This window comes from Pseudomonas sp. FP198 (assembly GCF_030687895.1).
In the GTDB taxonomy this organism is placed as follows: Bacteria; Pseudomonadota; Gammaproteobacteria; order Pseudomonadales; family Pseudomonadaceae; genus Aquipseudomonas.
In genome coordinates, this window is sequence record NZ_CP117452.1 from 3,072,134 (window position 1) to 3,090,398 (window position 18,265).

General features: G+C 63.2%; 19 protein-coding genes. 8 read left to right on the top strand and 11 right to left on the bottom strand.

Annotation, left to right across the window (positions count from 1 at the left end):
• Window positions 1-40 precede the first annotated feature (40 nt).
• Complete coding sequence (locus PSH78_RS14010) at window positions 41-952, top strand: LysR family transcriptional regulator (RefSeq protein WP_305494811.1); 912 nt, start codon at window positions 41-43, stop codon at window positions 950-952.
• A gap of 194 nt (window positions 953-1,146) precedes the next feature.
• Here PSH78_RS14010 and PSH78_RS14015 read toward each other — a convergent pair whose 3' ends face one another.
• The 8 genes from PSH78_RS14015 to PSH78_RS14050 form a co-directional block, all read right to left on the bottom strand.
• A complete protein-coding gene (locus tag PSH78_RS14015; RefSeq protein WP_305494812.1) occupies window positions 1,147-2,187 on the bottom strand; it encodes an ABC transporter substrate-binding protein in 1,041 nt (346 codons plus the stop codon).
• A gap of 50 nt (window positions 2,188-2,237) precedes the next feature.
• A complete protein-coding gene (locus PSH78_RS14020; protein WP_305494813.1) occupies window positions 2,238-3,620 on the bottom strand; it encodes an aspartate aminotransferase family protein in 1,383 nt (460 codons plus the stop codon).
• Window positions 3,617-5,065, bottom strand: coding sequence for an APC family permease (locus tag PSH78_RS14025; RefSeq protein ID WP_305494814.1), 1,449 nt, complete (start codon window positions 5,063-5,065; stop codon window positions 3,617-3,619). Before PSH78_RS14025 ends, PSH78_RS14020 begins: the two co-directional genes overlap by 4 nt.
• Window positions 5,066-5,127: 62 nt before the next feature.
• Entirely contained in the window at window positions 5,128-6,621 is a 1,494-nt protein-coding gene (locus PSH78_RS14030; RefSeq protein WP_305494815.1) for an aldehyde dehydrogenase, read from the bottom strand.
• Between the two features lie 15 nt (window positions 6,622-6,636).
• On the bottom strand, window positions 6,637-7,806 hold the full coding sequence (gene argE, locus PSH78_RS14035) for an acetylornithine deacetylase (protein WP_305494816.1): 1,170 nt from the start codon (window positions 7,804-7,806) through the stop codon (window positions 6,637-6,639).
• Window positions 7,799-8,473, bottom strand: coding sequence for a DUF1028 domain-containing protein (locus tag PSH78_RS14040; protein WP_305494817.1), 675 nt, complete (start codon window positions 8,471-8,473; stop codon window positions 7,799-7,801). The genes argE and PSH78_RS14040 overlap by 8 nt, the downstream gene beginning before the upstream one ends.
• 10 nt (window positions 8,474-8,483) lie before the next feature.
• Window positions 8,484-8,894 carry a RidA family protein gene (locus PSH78_RS14045; RefSeq protein WP_003201555.1) on the bottom strand — a complete coding sequence of 137 codons (411 nt, stop codon included), beginning with the start codon at window positions 8,892-8,894 and terminating at the stop codon, window positions 8,484-8,486.
• Window positions 8,894-10,198 carry an NAD(P)/FAD-dependent oxidoreductase gene (locus PSH78_RS14050; RefSeq protein ID WP_305494818.1) on the bottom strand — a complete coding sequence of 435 codons (1,305 nt, stop codon included), beginning with the start codon at window positions 10,196-10,198 and terminating at the stop codon, window positions 8,894-8,896. Before PSH78_RS14050 ends, PSH78_RS14045 begins: the two co-directional genes overlap by 1 nt.
• Window positions 10,199-10,628: 430 nt before the next feature.
• Here PSH78_RS14050 and PSH78_RS14055 point away from each other — a divergent pair, with 430 nt between their 5' ends.
• From PSH78_RS14055 to PSH78_RS14080, 6 genes are read left to right on the top strand one after another with little or no spacing between them, the layout of a single operon-like run.
• Window positions 10,629-11,051: a nuclear transport factor 2 family protein gene (locus PSH78_RS14055; protein WP_305494819.1), complete on the top strand. Its 423-nt coding sequence runs from the start codon at window positions 10,629-10,631 to the stop codon at window positions 11,049-11,051.
• The gene (locus PSH78_RS14060) at window positions 11,048-11,803 is read left to right on the top strand and encodes an SDR family oxidoreductase (protein ID WP_305494820.1); all 756 of its coding nucleotides are present in this window, start codon (window positions 11,048-11,050) and stop codon (window positions 11,801-11,803) included. The genes PSH78_RS14055 and PSH78_RS14060 overlap by 4 nt, the downstream gene beginning before the upstream one ends.
• Before the next feature lie 3 nt (window positions 11,804-11,806).
• The gene (locus PSH78_RS14065) at window positions 11,807-13,054 is read left to right on the top strand and encodes an NAD(P)/FAD-dependent oxidoreductase (protein ID WP_305494821.1); all 1,248 of its coding nucleotides are present in this window, start codon (window positions 11,807-11,809) and stop codon (window positions 13,052-13,054) included.
• Entirely contained in the window at window positions 13,051-13,866 is an 816-nt protein-coding gene (locus tag PSH78_RS14070) for a DUF1365 domain-containing protein (protein ID WP_305494822.1), read from the top strand. Before PSH78_RS14065 ends, PSH78_RS14070 begins: the two co-directional genes overlap by 4 nt.
• Entirely contained in the window at window positions 13,838-15,106 is a 1,269-nt protein-coding gene (locus PSH78_RS14075; RefSeq protein ID WP_305494824.1) for a cyclopropane-fatty-acyl-phospholipid synthase family protein, read from the top strand. The genes PSH78_RS14070 and PSH78_RS14075 overlap by 29 nt, the downstream gene beginning before the upstream one ends.
• On the top strand, window positions 15,103-15,594 hold the full coding sequence (locus tag PSH78_RS14080; protein ID WP_305494826.1) for a DUF2878 domain-containing protein: 492 nt from the start codon (window positions 15,103-15,105) through the stop codon (window positions 15,592-15,594). The genes PSH78_RS14075 and PSH78_RS14080 overlap by 4 nt, the downstream gene beginning before the upstream one ends.
• Window positions 15,595-15,610: 16 nt before the next feature.
• Here PSH78_RS14080 and PSH78_RS14085 read toward each other — a convergent pair whose 3' ends face one another.
• The 3 genes from PSH78_RS14085 to PSH78_RS14095 all read right to left on the bottom strand — a co-directional run bounded on the left by PSH78_RS14085 (window position 15,611) and on the right by PSH78_RS14095 (window position 17,211).
• The gene (locus PSH78_RS14085) at window positions 15,611-15,916 is read right to left on the bottom strand and encodes a DUF6482 family protein (RefSeq protein WP_305494828.1); all 306 of its coding nucleotides are present in this window, start codon (window positions 15,914-15,916) and stop codon (window positions 15,611-15,613) included.
• Window positions 15,913-16,065 carry a hypothetical protein gene (locus PSH78_RS14090; RefSeq protein ID WP_305494830.1) on the bottom strand — a complete coding sequence of 51 codons (153 nt, stop codon included), beginning with the start codon at window positions 16,063-16,065 and terminating at the stop codon, window positions 15,913-15,915. Before PSH78_RS14090 ends, PSH78_RS14085 begins: the two co-directional genes overlap by 4 nt.
• 90 nt (window positions 16,066-16,155) lie before the next feature.
• Window positions 16,156-17,211: a LacI family DNA-binding transcriptional regulator gene (locus PSH78_RS14095; protein ID WP_305494832.1), complete on the bottom strand. Its 1,056-nt coding sequence runs from the start codon at window positions 17,209-17,211 to the stop codon at window positions 16,156-16,158.
• A gap of 127 nt (window positions 17,212-17,338) precedes the next feature.
• Between PSH78_RS14095 and PSH78_RS14100 the strand changes: the two genes are divergently transcribed.
• Window positions 17,339-18,262: a TIM barrel protein gene (locus PSH78_RS14100; protein WP_305494834.1), complete on the top strand. Its 924-nt coding sequence runs from the start codon at window positions 17,339-17,341 to the stop codon at window positions 18,260-18,262.
• The last annotated feature ends 3 nt before the right edge of the window (window positions 18,263-18,265 follow it).

Sequence of the window (18,265 nt, forward strand, 5' to 3'; positions counted from 1 at the left end):
CACACGGTAAGGTAGGCAAAAATCCGGATCGAGGTGTGTCGTGGCGTCCTACTCCCTACGTCAGTTGAAGTATTTCGTCACCACCGTTGAATGCGGCAGCGTCGCCGAAGCTTCGCGCAAGCTGTACATCGCCCAGCCATCGATTGCCACGGCGGTAAAAGGCCTGGAGGACAGTTTCGGCGTGCAATTGCTGATCCGCCATCACGCCCAGGGCGTCTCGCTGACGCCCGCCGGTGCGCGTTTCTATCGCAAGGCCCAGGAACTGCTGCGCATGGCCCGGGAGTTCGAACAGAACGCGCTGGCGGACAACGATGTCGTCAGCGGGCAGATCGACATCGGCTGCTTCGAGACCGTCGCCCCGCTCTATTTGCCACGGCTGATCGCCGGGTTCCGGGAGCGCTTTCCCGGGGTGGAAATCCGTGTGCAGGATGGCGAGCAACAGGAACTGGTCCAGGGTTTGACGGGGGGACGTTTCGACCTGGCGATTTTTTATGAGCACGATCTCGACAGCACCATCGAAACCGAAGCGCTCACCGCGCCGCAGCGGCCCTATGCGTTGCTGCCAGAGGGGCATCGTTTCGCCGATCAGGGCCAGGTGTCATTGCGGGATCTCGCGCTCGAACCGATGATCCTGTTGGACGTGCAGCCCAGCCGGACCTATTTCGTGAGTATCTTCGAAGAACTGGGCCTGACGCCGAACATCGTCTTCAGTTCGCCCTCCATCGAGATGGTGCGCGGCATGGTCGGCCAGGGATTCGGCTTCGCCGTGCTGGTCACGCGGCCGCAATCGACCTGTACCTACGACGGGCAGCGAGTGGTATGCGTCAACATTGCCGAGGACGTGACAGGTTCAGCGCTGGTGGCCGGCTGGCTCAAGCGCACGCACTTGACCAAGCCGGCGCAGCTGTTCGTGGATTATTGCAAGGAGCAGTTCGGCGAGTGGCTGGCGTAGGCCATCCACCCGGCCGTCGCCTGACACGCTGCTTTCCTCTGTGGCGAGGGGATTTATCCCCGCTGGGCTGCGCAGCAGCCCCTCAATCTGTGCTCACGGTCTATCAGATAGGCCGCGCCCGTTTTTTTGGGGCTGCTTCGCAGCCCAGCGGGGATAAATCCCCTCGCCACAATTTTTGTCGTGCTATCTACTATCTAGCGAGCCGCCCAGGCATTGAAGCGCTGCTCAAGCTCTTCACCATGGTCCACCCAGAACTCGGCATCCACCGCACGCGCTTGCGCCAGGTTGGCCTCGGCGGTGGGCAGTTGCTCGCGTATTTCGGCGGGCAGCAAGGCCAGTGCCTGGCGATGCACCGGTCCGTAGGGGATGTTTTCCGAGAAGACTTTCTGCGTCTGCGGCTGGCTGGCAAAGGCAATGAATTTCTCGGCCAGGGCCTTGTTCGGCGTACCTTTGACCACCGCCCAATACTCTGGGTCATACAGGCTTTGCGGCCAGACGATGCTCAGTTTCATGCCTTCCTTCTGTGCCGAGGCGATGCGCCCGTTGTAGGCGGCGCTCATGGCAACGTCCCCGGCCACCAACCATTGCGCCGGCTGCGCACCCGCCTCCCACCACTGGATGTTCGGCTTGATCTGGTCGAGCTTGGCGAAAGCCCGCGTCACCCCTTCCGGCGTGTTCAGCACCTTGTACAGATCCTCGGCCTTGACGCCATCCGCCAGCAAGGCAATTTCCAGGGTGTACTTGGCGCCCTTGCGTAATCCGCGTTTACCCGGGTACTCGCTCACGTTCCAGAAATCCGCCCAGGATTGGGGCGCCTTGGCGAGTTTGCCCTGGTCGTAGGCCAGGACCATCGACCAGACATATGTCGCCACGCCGCATTCGGTAAGCGCACCCGGAACAAAATCCGCAGCTTTTCCGATCGCCGCCGGGTCGAGTTTTTCGAACAGGCCTTCCTCACAACCGCGCAGCAGCTCGGGACTTTCCACCTCGACCACATCCCAACTGGTGTGCCCGGCCGCGACCATGGCCTTGATCTTCGACAACTCGCCGTTGTATTCGCCGGCGACGATGTTTCCTGCACCGCTGGCGTTGAAAGGTTGGAAGTAGGCCTTGTCCTGGGCCAACTTGGTGGCGCCGCCGAATGAGATCACGGTCAGGCTTGGTGGCGCGGCCAGGACGCTGCTGCTCAGCAACGCCAGGGCACACGCAATGTTGCAACGCAAGGATATGGACATGAAGCGGTTCCTCGAAAATGCCGGCTCGCCCGCACGAGCCGGCGACGGACTCAGAGGCGACCGTATGCGCGGGCGGTGCGATCTACAGCAATACGGGTCTTGTCGACCAGTTCATTGATGTCGGCATGGCTGGCCACCAGCGCCGGCGCCATGATCATCCGGCCCAGGGTGGAGCGGATGATCAGGCCTTCCTCGAAACCGAAGGTGCGACATTGCCAGGCCATTTCGTTTTCATTGACGAAGCGTTTGCGGCTGGCCTTGTCTTCGGCCAGTTGCAGGGCCGCGACCAGGCCGGCGCCCTGGATCTCGCCAATCAGCGGATGGCCATCGAAGGTTTCCCGCAAACAGCGCTGCAAGTACGGGCCGGTGTCTTCCTTGACCTGGGCAACGATGCCCTCGTCGCGCAGGGCCTTGAGGTTGGCTATCGCCACCGCCGCCGCCACCGGGTGCCCGGAATAGGTCAAGCCGTGGGCAAATACCCCGCCCCGCTCGACCAGCACTTCGGCCATGCGTTTGGACAGGATCAGGCCGCCCATGGGGATGTAGCCGCTGGTGAGGCCCTTGGCGATGGACAAGGTGTCGGGTTCGAAACCGAAGTATTCATGGGCAAACCATTCGCCGGTTCGACCGAAGCCGCCGATCACCTCGTCGGCGCACAACAGCACATCGTATTGACGACAGATGCGCTGGATTTCCGGCCAGTAGCTTTCTGGCGGAAAGATCATCCCGCCGGCGCCCTGGAACGGTTCCGCCACGAACGCCGCGACATTTTCGGCGCCCAGCTCAAGGATTTTTTCTTCCAGCTGCCGGGCCGCGCGCAGGCCGAATTCGGCGGGCGTCAGGTTACCTTCGTGGGCGAACCAGTAAGGCTCATCGATATGCGCCACATCCGGAATCACCCCGCCCATCTCGTGCATGAATTTCATGCCGCCCAAGGCCGAGGCCCCCAGGGTTGAACCGTGATAGCCATTCCAGCGACCGATCATGATTTTTTTCTGCGGCTTGCCGAGGATCTGCCAGTAACGGCGCACGGTCCGAATCAGCACCTCGTTGGCCTCGGAGCCGGAGTTGGTGTAGATGGCGTGGCTGTAGTGATCGGGCAGCAGGCTGAACAGCAGTTCGGACAGTTCCACCACCGCCGGATGGGTGGTGTGGAAAAACATGTTGTAGTACGGCAATTGCTCCAACTGACGGCTGGCCGCGGCCGCCAGGTCCTGGCGGCCGTACCCGAGGTTGGTGCACCACAGGCCCGACATGCCGTCGAGGTAACGCTTGCCGTCGTTGTCCCACAGCGCCAGGCCTTCACCGCGGACGATCACCCGTGGCCCTTCGGCGTTGAGGGCTTTCTGGTCGAGAAACGCGTGAATGTGGTGCGCCGCATCCAGGGCCTGATATTCGCGGGTACTGCGGGTGGGGTTCAGTGGCGCGTTCATTGAAGGTCTCCTTGCTTGTTGATCTTGTCGGTTTCGGTGCCTTGGGCAGATGCCAACGGCTCGGGTTTGAACAGTGGTTTGCCCATCACACACTTGATCCAAACCACCGCGATCAACGAAACGATGCCCAGCACCACACCAGCGCTGGTAAAAATCGGAATCGTCATCTCGGGGCTGGGAGATACGTGCCAGATGGCGAAGAGCATGCCGGCGATGCCGAACAGCTGGGGGAGCGGGTAAAACGGCGTACGGAACGGCCGATGCGCATCGGGATAGCGCCGGCGAAGGGCGATCACGTTGATGTGGGTGATGATGTAAGCCAGCAGCCAGGCCAGGGCGGCAGCCAGCAGCAGAAGGTTGATGGCGTCGGGGCTGTCGTGCATCAGCAACAGCGGCAAGCCGGTGACCAGCGCCACGAATAGCACCGCGACCCAGGGCGCGCCGCTGCGTTTGCCCTGGCGTTTGAAGACGCCGAACGCCTGACCGCTACGGGCCATACCCAGCAACATTCGTGGAATGGCGGCAAGTGAACTGTTGAGCGTGCTGCACGTCGCAGTGATGGCGGCGGTCACCAGGAACACCTGTCCAGCCTCGCCGAAAACGCTGGTCGCGAACAGGTAATGTGGCAGCCCGTTACTGGCCAGCTCCGCCTGGGGAACAGTGAGCAGCGCCCCCAGGCAGTACAGGCAAATGACGACGAAGATCACGGTGAGGCCGATCATCATCGAAGCTGGAATGTTGCGCTCCGGACGCCGTGTATCCTCCACCAGCGGACAGACGAACTCCGCCCCGACGAAGCCCCACACCGCCATCGCCGCCAGGGCAATTACCCCGAGGCCCATGGGATTCCAGCCGGAAGGCGCGACCAGCGTAGACACGCTGCTGGCACCGTCACTTGTCAGGGCGCCGAGCCCCATCACCAACAACATCACGGTCATGACCAGCGCCAGAACAGTCTGCAGCCGCGAGAAAATGTCGATATTGAACAGGTTGAGCACGGTGAACAGACATAAAACGCCAAGCGCGACACTCAGCGGCGGCATCGAATGCGGGTAGACCTTTTCAATGATGAACTCCATCAGCAGCAGCTCTGCCGATAGCGCAAACATCGCCACCACCACATACCCGGAGAAGGTCGCCAGGATGGCCGGGAACTGGCCGATGGCGACTTCGGTGTAGCTGCTCAGGCTGCCAGCGCGAGGGATCATCAGCGCCAGTTCGGAAAACGAGCAGGCGTAACTCAGGGCCAGCAGCCAGGCCAGGGTCAACGGGATCACAAACCCCAAGCCGGCAATTCCGGCGCCCTGCAACATCAGCACCATGACACCTTGGGACACCACCAGGCCCACGGCCACCGCGAGCAGGGCACTCAGGCCGAGCCGTTTGCGCGGGCCGGTCACGGCGGGAGTAACGGTGTGTAGCGGCACGCTCGAGGAACTGTCCATCGGTTGCTCCGTTTTGTTGTTTTAGGAAGAACAGATCGATTGCACTGGAGACCTGGATGCGGTCAGTCGCGCAACTGGATCCAGGTGGTCTTGAGTTGCGTGTACTTGTCGAAAGCATGCAACGAAAGATCGCGGCCAAAGCCCGACTGTTTGCCGCCGCCAAAGGGCACGCTGACGTCCAGCGCATCCACGGTGTTCACCGAAACAGTGCCGGCGTTCAAACGTCGCGCTACGCGATGGGCGCGGTTCAGATCGTCGGTCCACACCGAGGCTGCCAGCCCATAGATATGTTCGTTGGCCAGGGCGATGGCCTGCTCTTCGTCATCGAATACGCTGATCGCCAGCACCGGCCCGAACACTTCCTCCCGGGCCAGCTGCATGGCGGGTTGCACGTGGGTAAAAATCGTCGGCTCAATGAAATTGCGCGAGCCGTCGATGCTCAACTGGCGTCCGCCGCAAACCAGCCTTGCGCCATCAGCCTGGGCCTGCTGGATGTATTGCATGATTCGCGCGGTCTGCCGTGTATCGACGATGGCCCCGGCGCGGCTCGCCGGATCGAGGGGGTTGCCGGGCTGCCACTGCCGCGCCTGATCGAGCAGGCGCTCAACGAATTCGTCGTGAATCGACCGTTCCAGCAGCAGCCGCGAGTTGGCCGAGCAGACTTCGCCCTGGTTGAAAAAGATTCCGAAGGCGGCTTTTTGCGCGGCCAGATCCAGGTCCTGGCAATCGGCAAATACCAGGTTCGGGCTCTTGCCACCACACTCCAGCCAGACTTGCTTGAGGTTCGATTGCGCCGAGTACTGCATGAAGCACTTGCCGACCTCCGTGGAGCCGGTGAACACCAGCGAATCCACGTCCGGATGCAAGCCGAGCGCCCTGCCCGCCTGCCCGCCCAGCCCGGGTACAACGTTGAGCACGCCCGGCGGCACACCCGCTTCCAGGGCCAGTTCAGCCAGGCGCAAGGCCGAAAAAGGTGACTGCTCGGCGGGCTTGAGCACCACGCTATTGCCCGCCGCCAGGGCCGGCGCCAGCTTCCAGGCGGCCATGTCCAACGGGAAATTCCATGGCACCACCGCCGCGATCACGCCAAGCGGTACGCGAGTAATCGTGGCCAGGACATTCGACGCCGAGGGGGCGACCTGATCGTAGAGTTTGTCGAGGCTTTCGCCATACCAGGCGAACACATGGGCGGCGCCAGGCACGTCGATATTCCAGGCGTCCATCACCGGCTTGCCCATGCTGACGGAGTCGAGCAGCGCCAATTCCTCGCGATGGGCGAGCATCAGTTGCGACAGACGCAGAAGCACCGCTTTGCGCTCGCTCGGCGCCATGCGCGCCCAAGGGCCTTGCTCGAATGCCTTGCGCGCACTGAGTACCGCAAGGTCGACGTCCGCTTCGGCGCAGGCGGCGACCGTCGCCAGCAGCGCGCCATTGGCCGGGTTGATCACCTCGAACCGGCCGCCGCCGATAGCTTCGTGCGGTACGCCGTCAATCAGCGCCTTGTCACGCAGGCGCAGTCGGGCGGCCCGAGCCTTCCAGTCATTAAATTCGTTCACGGGTAATTCCTTGGATCAAACGTCATTGGGTTCGCTGAGGTAATTCGCCAGGCGGTCCATCAACCGGTCGCAGGCAGCCATTTGCTCAACGCTCACGTATTCGTCGGGCTTGTGCCCCTGGTCCATGCTGCCGGGTCCGCACACCACCGTCGGGATACCCGCCTGGTCAAACAGCCCACCTTCGGTGCCGAACGCCACGGTGCCGAAGGCCTCGCTGCCGCACAGCCGGGCTATGAGACGCGCGGCTTCGCTGTCCGGCGCAGTCGCCAGGCCCGGGTAGGCGGACAGGTGTTCGAAACGAATCGCGGTGTCGGCGCTAACCGCGCGCATCCTCGGCAGCAGCGCCTGTTCGGCGTAATCCTGCAACTTCTCGACCACCCCCTGCGGGGCAAAATCCGGCAAGGCGCGCACCTCGAAATCGAAGCGGCAGTCGGCCGGAACGATGTTCAATGCGGTCCCGCCCTGGATCACGCCGACCTGCACGGTCGAGTAAGCCGGATCAAAGCGCCCATCGTGTCGCGACGGTTCGGCCAGCTCCGCACCGATCTCCCCCAGGCGACCGATCAGGCGCGCCGCCTGCTCGATGGCGTTGACTCCATAAGGCGCGTAGGCCGAGTGACACGGTGCGCCTCGGACGTGGCAACGCATCGCCAATTTGCCTTTATGACCGAGCACCGGTTGCAGCTCGGTGGGCTCACCGATCAGGCACAAGGCCGGTTGCGGGATGCGTTGCGGCAACACCTCCAGCAGACTGCGCACGCCCAGGCAACCGACTTCTTCGTCATAGGAAAACGCCAGGTGCAGCGGCCGCCTGAGCGGGCTGGACAGGAATGTCGGCACCGCCGCCAGCACCGAGGCCAGGTAGCCTTTCATGTCTGCCGTACCGCGCCCGAACAGCTTGCCGTCCATCTCGCTCAGGCAGAACGGATCAACCGTCCAGGCCTGGCCGTCCACCGGCACCACGTCGGTATGCCCGGACAACACCACACCGCCAGGCACCGACGGGCCGATGCTCGCCAGCAGGTTGGCCTTGGTGCGCTCGGCGTTGTAGATCAACTCACTGTTCACGCCCAGGCCTTGCAGGTAATCGCGGACGAACTCGATCAGCGCCAGGTTCGAATCACGACTGACGGTGGCAAAGCCCACCAACTCGGCGAGCAGCGCGCGACTGCGCAACTCACTCATCGCCCGGCACTCCGTAGCTCGGTGCCAGGGTCGGGTTGAGCGCGCGGGTCAGGTAATCCTGCAGTTGCGGTTGATAGGCGAGCCAGAGTTTTTCCAGTTCGCCGATGGGATTTTCGTCGGCCCAGTCCACCCGCAGATCGACGATGGGCCAGGTCAGGTCATCGACCACCGACAGCGCTGCCGAATGCACCGCACCGGCCTCTCCACCTGCGGCCTGCCCAGCCTGCAACGCCCCAAGCAGGCGTGACGCGAGACTGCCCTCACCCTGCTCGAACGCCGCGACCATGGCCGCGATCACCCCCTCACCCGCCAGCAGGTTGCCGGCCGCCACGCACTGTTCACCCATCTGGGCGCCGTGGATACCCAAGGCGTGGCGACCGCTGAAGACCGCCGTACGTCCCTGGGCATCCACCACCGCGACCTGGCGGTATTCGCTATAGCCGTTACGCGCCAAGGCATGGTCCAGCGCCTCTTGCGCCGTCTGGCCGGCGGCCAGTTCATCAAGAATCAACGGCCCCAGGGCCGGCAAGGTGATGTTCTGGCTCGACACGGCACCGGCACCGGCCCGCAGCCAGGGGCAACGGGCGCCGACGGCGATGCTCGATGAGCTGATGGCGATGCCCAGCTGGCCGGTCTCGGCGCAGCGTCCGACGATGGAAAACGTCATGTCGTGCTCCTTATTCGGGAATGACCGCAATCACGTCGATTTCCATCAGCCACTGCGGCTGGCCGAGGGCGCTGACCACCAGCCCGGTGGAAATCGGGAACACGCCCTTGAGCCATTTGCCGACCTCCTGGTACACCGGCTCGCGGTAGCGCGGGTCGATCAGGTAGGTGGTGGTCTTGACGATATGGCTCAGGTCGCTGCCGGCTTCCTCCAGCAGTTGCTTGACGTTGCGCATGGCCTGTTCGGCCTGGGCCCGTGGGTCGCCGAGGCCCACCAGTTGGCCGTTGAAGTCGGTGCCGACCTGACCGCGCACGTACACGGTATTGCCGGCGCGAACCGCCTGGCACAGGTCGTTGTCCAGCGTCTGGTTCGGATAGGTGTCTTTGGTGTTGAACATGCGGATGCGAGTATGAGTAGGCATCAACGGACTCCCATGAGGCTGGTTTTCGAAGGTTGCGACTGGCGCTGGGAGGCATCCCGGTAATCGAGATACGTGCGCTGCTTGATGATGTGGTCGCTGATGTGCCGGGCGTCGTGCCACACGCCCCAGATGAACGCCGAGCCCCGCCGCGACAGCCATGGCAGGCCGACAAAATAGAGGCCCGGCTCGCTGCAGACCCCGCGCTGATGCCGTGGCTTGCCGTCGGCTTTGAACGCATCGACTTTCAGCCAGCTGTAATCCACCGAATACCCGGTGGCCCAGATGATGGTGCTGATGCCCGCCTCGATCAGATCCAGTTCCAGGATCGGCTGGGTCATGCATTCGGGGTCGGGCAACAGCCGGCGTGCCTCGGGCTCGGGCGGCAGGTCCAGGCCGTTGCGCTCGATGTAGGCATCGGCGGCGTCAAGCAGGGCCAGGTAGTTTTCATCGCCACGGGCAATGTTTTCATTGAGGTTGGGTTCGAAACTCACCGTGCTGCCGTTGAACGCCCGGGTCAGTCCCACCAGCGTGATGCCCTCATGGGCCAGCCGCCGGAAATCCACGGTGTGCCCGCCCCGCGCGCCACTCACGGCGATGGTCACATGCTCCTTGCCCGGCTTGACCGCTTCGGCGTCCCACTCGCCCAGCACCCCCAGCCACCAGCAGAAGTCACGGTTGCGATAGGCCCGCGGCGGACGATCATGGGCGCCCACCGAGAGGTAGACCCGCTTGCCGGCGCGCTGCAATTCATCGGCGATCTGCACCCCCGACGACCCGGCGCCGACCACCAGCACGGCGCCTTCGGCCAACTGCGCGGGGTTGCGATATTGCGCCGAATGAATTTGCGTCACCGTAGCCATGTCAGGCGCGATGGGCGGGATGACGGGCCGCTGAAATGGCCCGGTGGCGACCACCACGTTAGTAGCCTCGATTCGGCCGTCCGACGTTTCAATGGCGAAGCCCGGGCGACCGGCATTGCGCTCGACGCTGCGCACCTCCACGCCGGTGCGGATCGGTGCGTCGAATTTGCGCGCATAGGCTTCGAAGTACTCGGCCACCTGGTCCTTGGAAGCAAAGGCATCCGGATCAAGCCCTTCGAATTCCAGTCCTGGAAAGCGGTCATGCCAGGCCGGGCCGTTGGCAACCAGCGAATCCCAGCGCGCCGTGCGCCAGGCTTCGGCAATGCGGTTGCGCTGCACCACCAGATGCGGCACGCCTTGGCGGCTCAAATGTTCACTCATGGCGACACCGGCCTGGCCGGCGCCTATTACAAGCGTATCGATAAGTAGGGTTTCAACGGGCATGTCTGGGCACTTCCGGCAGAGGGTCTGGTTCAGGTCGGCATGGCGCCGCGTCGGGTTGTGATTTCTTGTTGTTCGAAACGAGCTGTCGAGGCGATTGTGTTGGCAGGTGGGGATTTGCGAAACGAGGCTTTTTATTGCGGCTGGGAAGGAAAAAACTGGCAGGCAAAAAACTGCGCCAAGCAAGGGCGGCGCGGGCAAAAACGGGCAGATAAAAGCGCTTTAACGGTGCATTCAGACCGGTCGAGCCGGAAACGCCTTGAGCTCAAGTTTCTCGTGTTGGCGTTGACCGGCTGGGTATCCAGCCCAGGCCTGAGTAAATTGTACAAAATCGTAAAATACTTATACAAAACACTTTAACTCGTACAACCCATGCAGTACGCTCCGAAAACTTGTACATGCACACCATTATGTACAACTTTCGGAGCCTGACATGTCCGCATACCTCAAGGGTTTCGCCCACGCCTTCGCCGCACTGGACGCCAGTCGCCTGGACCAGCTCGACAGGCTCTACAGCGCCGACGTGCGGTTCCAGGATCCGTTGCACCGGATCGAAGGCCTGCCTGCCCTGCGTGAATATTTCGCGCAGCTCTATGCCAATGTCAGCGACCTGCACTACGACTTCCATGGCTATGACGAAACCGCCCCCGGCGAAGGTTACCTGCGCTGGACCCTGCGCTTTCGTCACCCACGCTTGAACGGCGGAGCGCCGGTCGAACTGCCCGGCTGCAGCTACCTGCGCTGGAACGATCGGGTTTATTCGCACCGGGACTTCTTTGATGCCGGCGCCCTGCTCTACGAGCACTTGCCCGTGTTCGGGCCGCTCATTCGCTGGCTCAAGCGGAGGCTGGCATGAGCCGCATCTGGCTGACCGGTGCCAGCAGCGGCATCGGTGCCGAACTGGCGAAGGTGTTGCTTGAACAAGGTCATCGCCTGGCGTTGAGCGCGCGGCAAGCCGGCCCGCTGCAAGCATTGGCCGAGCGTTATCAGGATCTGGTCCTGGTGCTTCCGGGTGACTTGACCGACCGGGATCAGGTAGTCGCGATCATCCAGCACATCGACCGCGAATGGGGCGCCCTCGATCAGGTGATTCTCAACGCCGGCACGTGCGAATACCTGGAGCCGGGACACTTCGACGCGCGCTTGGTGGAACGGGTGCTCGATACCAACCTGCTGGGCACCTGCCACTGCCTGGAAGCCGCCCTGCCCTTGTTGCGTCGAGGCCAGAACCCGCACCTGGTCGCGGTGTGCAGCGCAGTGACCTGGCTGGCCCTGCCACGCGCCGGTGCCTACGGCGCGTCCAAGGCCGCGCTGCGCTACCTGTTCGAATCGTTGCGCATCGACCTGGCCGCCGAGGACATCGACGTCACGCTGGTGAGTCCCGGATTCGTTGATACGCCGCTGACCCAGCGCAATGACTTCGCGATGCCCATGTGCTGGCCGGCCGAACGCGCGGCCCGGCACATCGCGCGGCGACTGCCTGCCCGCCCTCTGGAAATCGCGTTTCCGGGGTTGTTCATCGTGGTCATGCGTCTGCTCGGGCACCTGCCCGCACGCTGGCGGCTGGCGCTCGGCCGGCGCCTGGCGCGCAAATCCGGGGAGGCTTGACGCATGCGCATCGCAATTATCGGCAGCGGTATCTCGGGCCTCACCTGCGCCTATCTGTTGTCTCGCCAGCATCAGGTCAGCCTGTTCGAAGCCGACAACCGGATCGGCGGGCATACCCATACGGTGGATGTCGAATGGGCAGGCCGGCGCTACGGCGTGGACACCGGCTTCATCGTGTACAACGACTGGACCTACCCCAACTTCATTCGCCTGATGGACCAGTTGGGCGTGGCTTCGCGCCCGACGGAGATGAGCTTTTCGGTGCACGACCCGGCCAGCGGCCTGGAATACAAGGGCCACACCCTGGGCAGCCTGTTCGCCCAACGCCGCAACCTGCTGTCGCCGGGGTTCTGGGGCATGCTCCGGGACATCCTCAGGTTCAACCGTCGGGCGACCGCAGACCTGCTGGCGCAGCGCATCGATGCCTCGACCCGGCTGGGAGATTACCTGCACGCGCAAGGTTACGGCCGACGTTTCATCGAGCAATACATCGTCCCCATGGGATCGGCGATCTGGTCGATGTCGCCGGCTGGAATGCTGGAATTCCCGCTGCAGTTTTTCCTGCGTTTCTGTCACAACCACGGCCTGCTGTCGGTTGATCAGCGTCCGCAATGGCGGGTGATCGACGGCGGCTCGCGCGGCTATATCGAGCCGTTGTGCGCGGGCTTTCGCGAGCACATCCACCTCGATTGCCCGGTGCGCCGGGTAAGCCGCGACGCCGATGGGGTCACCGTGCACAGCCGTCGTGGTATCGAGCGGTTCGACAAGGTGGTATTCGCCTGCCACAGCGACCAGGCCCTGGCTTTGCTGGAAACGCCCAGCGTCGCTGAAGCCGAGGTGCTCGGTGCGCTGGCCTACGCCCGCAACGAGGTGCTGCTGCATACCGATACCCGCCTGTTGCCGCAGCGCCGAAAGGCCTGGGCGAGTTGGAACTATCGGCTTGGCGGCCCGCCCGAGGCGCCGGCTGCACTGACCTACAACATGAACATTCTCCAGGGCCTGGATGCCCCCGTGACGTTTTGCGTGAGCCTCAACCAAAGCGAGTCGGTGGACCCGGCCCAGGTACTCGCGCGCTTCGACTATGCCCATCCCCAATACAGCCTTGCCGGCGTGGCCGCACAGGCACGCCAGGGCGATCTGCAAGGACGCCAGCACAGCTATTTCTGCGGTGCCTACTGGGCCAACGGTTTTCATGAGGATGGCGTGGTCAGCGCGCTTGCCGTGGCGCGGCATTTCGGAGAAACCCTTTGAACAGCAGCCTGTGTCACGGCTGGATCGGCCACCGGCGCCAGACGCCACGGGTGCACGCGTTTCGTTACCCGATCGGCATGCTTTACCTGGACCTCGCCGAGCAGCAACAGGTACTCGGCCTGTCGCGCTTGCTGCGCCCGTGGCGCATGGCCCCGTTGTGCTGGCGTGAGCGTGATTACCTGCCGGCCCTGACCCGTGAAGGTATTTCCCTGATCCAAGCGGTGCGGACGATCGTCGAGCAGGCTTTGGGATCAACTCCCCAAGGCGCAATCCACCTGCTGACCCAGCCGCGCAGTTGGGGCCTGTCGTTCAACCCGGTGAGCTTCTATTTCTGCCACGAAGCCGACGGGCGCCTGGCGGCAATTCTCTGCGAAGTGCGCAACACCCCCTGGCGCGAGCGCCACCATTATGTGTTGCCGGTAAGGCCTGGCGAGCCCCATGCGTTCCAGGTCGCCAAGGCGTTCCATGTCTCGCCCTTCCTGCCACGGGACATGGATTACCGCATGCGCTTCTTGATCCAGGACACCCGCATCCGCGTACGCATGGAGAACTGGCGTGCCGGCCACAAGGTGTTCGAGGCCGACCTTGCCTTGCAACGTGGGCCCCTGGACGCCCCGGCATTGCGTCGTTATTTCCTGGCCTTCCCGTGGATGAGCCTGCGCACCGTAAGCGCCATTTACTGGCAGGCGCTGCGCCTGCTTTTCAAACGCACGCCCCTGCACGACCACCAGGCCAGCCATGGCGACCTGAGTGTCGGCGAACCCGTCCATGAGGATCCTGACGATGTCCGAACCCACCCTGAGCGTCACTAAGACCAGCGGTTTCTGCCCGTTGAGCGGCGGTCTGTTCAAACAGGCCGTACTCGCGCAACTGCGCCGTTTGCGTCATGGCCACCTGCGCCTGATGCTGGAGGGCGGGCCCCTGAGCTTCGGCGACGCGACCAGTCCATTGGTGGCCGACATCGAGATACTCGACAACGCCGTTTGGGGCATGGTCGTTGGCAACGGTTCGATCGGTGCCGGCGAGGCTTACATACACGGCTACTGGCGCAGCAATGATTTGACTGCCGTCACTCGCCTGTTCGTCGCCAATCTCAGCGTGCTCGACGCGATGGACAGCGGGCTTGCTCGCCTGGGGCGGCCGTTGCTGCGCGGGTTGCACTGGCTCAATCGCAACAGTCGCAAAGGCTCGCGGCGCAACATCATGGCCCACTACGACCTGGGCAACAGCCTGTTCGAACGCTTGCTGGACCCGACCATGATGTATTCGGCGGCCATGTTCGAAAACGCCAACCAGAGCCTCGAACAGGCGCAGATCAACAAACTCCAGCGCATCTGCCGCAAGCTCGACCTGCGCCCAGGCGACCATCTGTTGGAGATCGGCACCGGTTGGGGCAGCCTGGCCATCCATGCCGCCACCCACTACGGCTGCCGGGTCACCACCACGACGCTTTCCGAGGAGCAATACGCGCACACGTGCCAACGTGTCGAGGCGCTCGGCCTGCAACAGCGCATCGAAGTGCTGCGCAAGGACTACCGCGACCTGGAGGGACGCTTCGACAAACTGGTGTCGATCGAAATGATCGAAGCGGTCGGCCATCGCTACCTGCCCGAATACTTCCGCTGCTGCGCCGCGCTACTCAAGGACGACGGGTTGATGCTGTTGCAAGCCATCACCATCCGTGACCAACGTTACGAGCAGGCCCGCCGCTCGGTGGATTTCATCCAGCGCCACATCTTTCCAGGGGGCGCGTTGCCCTCGCTGTCGATCCTGCTGCAGACCGCGAGCACCCAGACGCCGCTCAACCTGTTGCACCTGGAGGATTTCGGAGAGCACTACGCGCGCACGCTACGGCACTGGCACGACAACTTCCGGCAATCACGCCAGGCCTTGCTGGAGCTGGGTTATGACGAGACGTTCCAGCGCCTTTGGGAGTTCTACCTGTGCTACTGCGAAGGAGGATTCCAGGAGCGTGCGATCGGTGTCGCGCAACTGCTGTTCGCTGCGCCAGCGGCGCGCCCGGTGCCCTTGCAGGAACACCTGCAAGGATGAAGAGCCGCAGCTGGCTGATAGGCAATGCGCTCTGGCTGCAATTGGGCTGGTGGGGCTGTGTATTGGGTGCGCAACAGCCCGCATGGCTGCTGGCGGTGCTTGCCGGGTTAGGCGTCCACCTGGGGTTGTGTCCCGACCCGAAAAGCGAGTGCCAGGCGCTGTTGCGTGTCGGACTGAGCGGGATGCTCTTGGACTGTTGCCTCGGCGCCCTGGGCCTGTTCGAATTCAGCGAGAATCCCTTGCCCTTGTGGCTGGCCCTGCTCTGGCTGGTCTTCGCCACGGGTTTACGCCATAGCCTGGCCTGGGCAGGAAGACCCGTATGGCGTGGCGCCCTGGCGGGCATGCTTGGTGGCCCTCTCGCCTATTGCGCCGGCGCTCCGCTGGCTGGCGTGACGCTGCCGCTGGGCGTAACCGGCACCGCGTTGATCCTGGCACCGTTGTGGGCGATGTGGCTGCCATTGGCCGTGCGTCTGGCCGACCCGCGCTGATCCGGTGCGGCGGTTCTTACCAAGGCTCATCGAGGAAAATCGGCAACCGTAACGGCGCGATCGGCTCTTCACGCTGGCCGCACATTTCATCGTGAACAACCTGCTGCACCAGCATGCAAGGCAAGCGCGGAACGTCACGCAGCAGCTCACGCAAATGCGTCGTGGAGCGCACATGCAACGTACGTCCCGACTCATCGAGCAATGTGCGTGTCTGTCGATCCAGCTGAGCTCGGAGCAGGTAGATGCCGCCCTCCAGGGATAGCAGTTCCAGCCCGACGACCCGTCCCTCAACAGCCAGCTCGACCAACTCCTTGAGAGTCATGGCGTACTGCTCCTGGCGCGGGTTGGATCAAGCCCGAGCAAACGCTGACGCAGTTCGGGTTCACGGGTACGCGGATCAAGCCAGAACAACGCCAGGGCGAGACTGACGATAGCGAGCAGCCCTCTATCGGCTGCGAAAAAGCTGTGCATCGACGAATTTCCGGATTCTCAGAGGCTTCCGATAATTGTACAACATGCACCATTTGTACAGCTTATGCATAAGAATTGTAGGACACTTCGCTAAACGCTTTCCTGCACATCAACCTGAAGCGGAACCACTCTCCTGGTCACTGGCCCTGTCGGCGCGGTCGTTGCGGCCTCGACCAAGGCGTCGACAGCCTGCTCGGCCAGCACTACCACCGGGTGGGACAACACTGCCTGGACCAGGCCGGTTTTCAACGCTTCGCGCGTGAGCGGCGTGAGGTCATGACACACCACGACGGGCAGGCGCTGTTGTTGTACCTGGAAGCTGCGCAAAGCCCGCAGCACTCCGGCAATGCCGCCGCCCGCCACATAAAGTCCCGCCAGATCGGGCTCAGCCGTGAGCAGATCGAGGGTGTTGCCATAGGCGAATTCGTCGTCTTCCAGGGTCAGGCGCGAGGCTAGCAGTTCCCATTCGCTGGAATGCTCCACCAGGTAGCTGCGAAAGCTCAGCTCGCAGAGCTCCTGGCACTGGAAGCGCTGGCTGCTGAGCATGACCACCGCCGGCCCGGGCTGCCTGGCGAGGCGGCTGATGAACCAGCCCGCCGTACGGCCCGTGAGGCGGTTATCGAGACCGGCATAACCGGTGCCGGCGGTACTCGACAGTTCCGACAGCAGCGCAACCACCGCAATGCCCGTCTCGCGCAGCTGGCCAACGGCCTCGCGTACCCGAGGATGATCGACTGCCACCACCCCCAGGCCATCCACCTGATCGCGCAGCGCCAGGATGCGTTGGGCCACGTTGACCGGGTCGAGATCGTCGAGATAACCGATGACCACGCGAATCCGCGCGCGGGTGCAAGTCGCGGCGGCGTTTGACAGCGCGTGAGCCAGCCCCTGGTAAAACGGCACCCCGCTTTTTTGCAATAAAAACCCCAGACGCAACGTGGGGCGGTCATTGAGCACACGCTGCTCGATCACGCCCTTGGCATGGAAGCCCAGTCGTGCGGCAGCGATGGCGATGCGTTGGGCGGTATCGGCTCGCACATCGGCACGCAGGTTCAGCACCCGGTCGACGGTAGACAGGCTGACCCCGGCTTCGCGAGCGACATCGGCCATGGTCGGACGCAATTTACGCCGTGGTTTTTCTGACATGTCTTGACACCTCTGTTCGGCATCATGAGGGGTTTTGACAGATTAAGCCACGCCCCCATGGCCGCTTTTCCGGCAACCCAATAGCATCAGGGCCAAGCCAATAAAAACAATATCGCCGGAGTGCTCCATGCCGATCCACATCTGCACCGCGCCTTGCTGCTGGGGCGTCGACGACATCAACAACCCGTTCCTGCCGCCATGGCAGCGCGTGCTCGACGAGGCCGCCGAGGCCGGTTATCGCGGTATCGAGCTTGGGCCCTACGGATTTCTGCCGCTGGACGCCGGCATCCTCAAACCAGCCTTGTCCAAGACTGGGCTGCAAGTCGTCGCGGGAACGATTTTCGATGACCTGGTGAACCCGGACAACCTGCCCGAACTGCTGCGTCAGACCCACGGCATCTGCGCGCTGCTCAAACAATTGCCGCCGATGAAGCAGCAAGCCGGCCAGCGCTTTGCCGGTCCCTACCTGGTGATCATCGATTGGGGCCACGAGGCGCGCGACTACGCCGCCGGCCACTCGGACCGCGCGCCCCGCCTGGACGATGCCCGCTGGAGCGCAATGATGACGCACATTCGCGCCATCGCCGAGATCGCCTGGCACACCTACGGCATCCGTGCCGTCATCCATCCTCACGCTGGCGGCCATATCGAATTTGCCGACGAACTGGCGCGCCTGGTGGATGACATTCCCCACGAAACCGCCGGGCTGTGCCTGGACACCGGTCATCTCTATTACGCAGGAATGGACCCGGTCGCCTCGCTGCGCACCTACGCCCAGCGCCTGGACTACCTGCACTTCAAGGATGTCGACCCGACGGTTTTCGATCAGGTGCTGAACGAACACATCCGCTTCTTCGACGCCTGCGCCCGAGGCGTGATGTGCCCCATCGGGCGTGGCGTCATCGATTACCCGGCGTTGCACGGCCTGGTGCAAGAGCTGGGTTACCACGGCTGCATCACCGTCGAACAGGAACGCGACCCGCGTGACGCCGCGGCCAGCCTGGATGACGTGGCGACCAGTCGCGCCTACCTCGCCAACATCGGTTTCTGACCC

Excerpts from the sequence above, each read along its gene's own strand:
- PSH78_RS14075 (WP_305494824.1), top strand. The coding sequence starts at position 13,838 with ATGTCCGAACCCACCCTGAGCGTCACTAAGACCAGCGGTTTCTGCCCG.
- PSH78_RS14055 (WP_305494819.1), top strand. The coding sequence starts at position 10,629 with ATGTCCGCATACCTCAAGGGTTTCGCCCACGCCTTCGCCGCACTGGAC.
- PSH78_RS14015 (WP_305494812.1), bottom strand. The coding sequence starts at position 2,187 with ATGTCCATATCCTTGCGTTGCAACATTGCGTGTGCCCTGGCGTTGCTG.
- PSH78_RS14060 (WP_305494820.1), top strand. The coding sequence starts at position 11,048 with ATGAGCCGCATCTGGCTGACCGGTGCCAGCAGCGGCATCGGTGCCGAA.
- PSH78_RS14045 (WP_003201555.1), bottom strand. The coding sequence starts at position 8,894 with ATGCCTACTCATACTCGCATCCGCATGTTCAACACCAAAGACACCTAT.
- PSH78_RS14040 (WP_305494817.1), bottom strand. The coding sequence starts at position 8,473 with ATGACGTTTTCCATCGTCGGACGCTGCGCCGAGACCGGCCAGCTGGGC.
- PSH78_RS14090 (WP_305494830.1), bottom strand. The coding sequence starts at position 16,065 with ATGCACAGCTTTTTCGCAGCCGATAGAGGGCTGCTCGCTATCGTCAGT.
- PSH78_RS14065 (WP_305494821.1), top strand. The coding sequence starts at position 11,807 with ATGCGCATCGCAATTATCGGCAGCGGTATCTCGGGCCTCACCTGCGCC.
- argE (WP_305494816.1), bottom strand. The coding sequence starts at position 7,806 with ATGAGTGAGTTGCGCAGTCGCGCGCTGCTCGCCGAGTTGGTGGGCTTT.
- PSH78_RS14025 (WP_305494814.1), bottom strand. The coding sequence starts at position 5,065 with ATGGACAGTTCCTCGAGCGTGCCGCTACACACCGTTACTCCCGCCGTG.
- PSH78_RS14080 (WP_305494826.1), top strand. The coding sequence starts at position 15,103 with ATGAAGAGCCGCAGCTGGCTGATAGGCAATGCGCTCTGGCTGCAATTG.
- PSH78_RS14095 (WP_305494832.1), bottom strand. The coding sequence starts at position 17,211 with ATGTCAGAAAAACCACGGCGTAAATTGCGTCCGACCATGGCCGATGTC.
- PSH78_RS14085 (WP_305494828.1), bottom strand. The coding sequence starts at position 15,916 with ATGACTCTCAAGGAGTTGGTCGAGCTGGCTGTTGAGGGACGGGTCGTC.
- PSH78_RS14100 (WP_305494834.1), top strand. The coding sequence starts at position 17,339 with ATGCCGATCCACATCTGCACCGCGCCTTGCTGCTGGGGCGTCGACGAC.
- PSH78_RS14050 (WP_305494818.1), bottom strand. The coding sequence starts at position 10,198 with ATGCCCGTTGAAACCCTACTTATCGATACGCTTGTAATAGGCGCCGGC.
- PSH78_RS14020 (WP_305494813.1), bottom strand. The coding sequence starts at position 3,620 with ATGAACGCGCCACTGAACCCCACCCGCAGTACCCGCGAATATCAGGCC.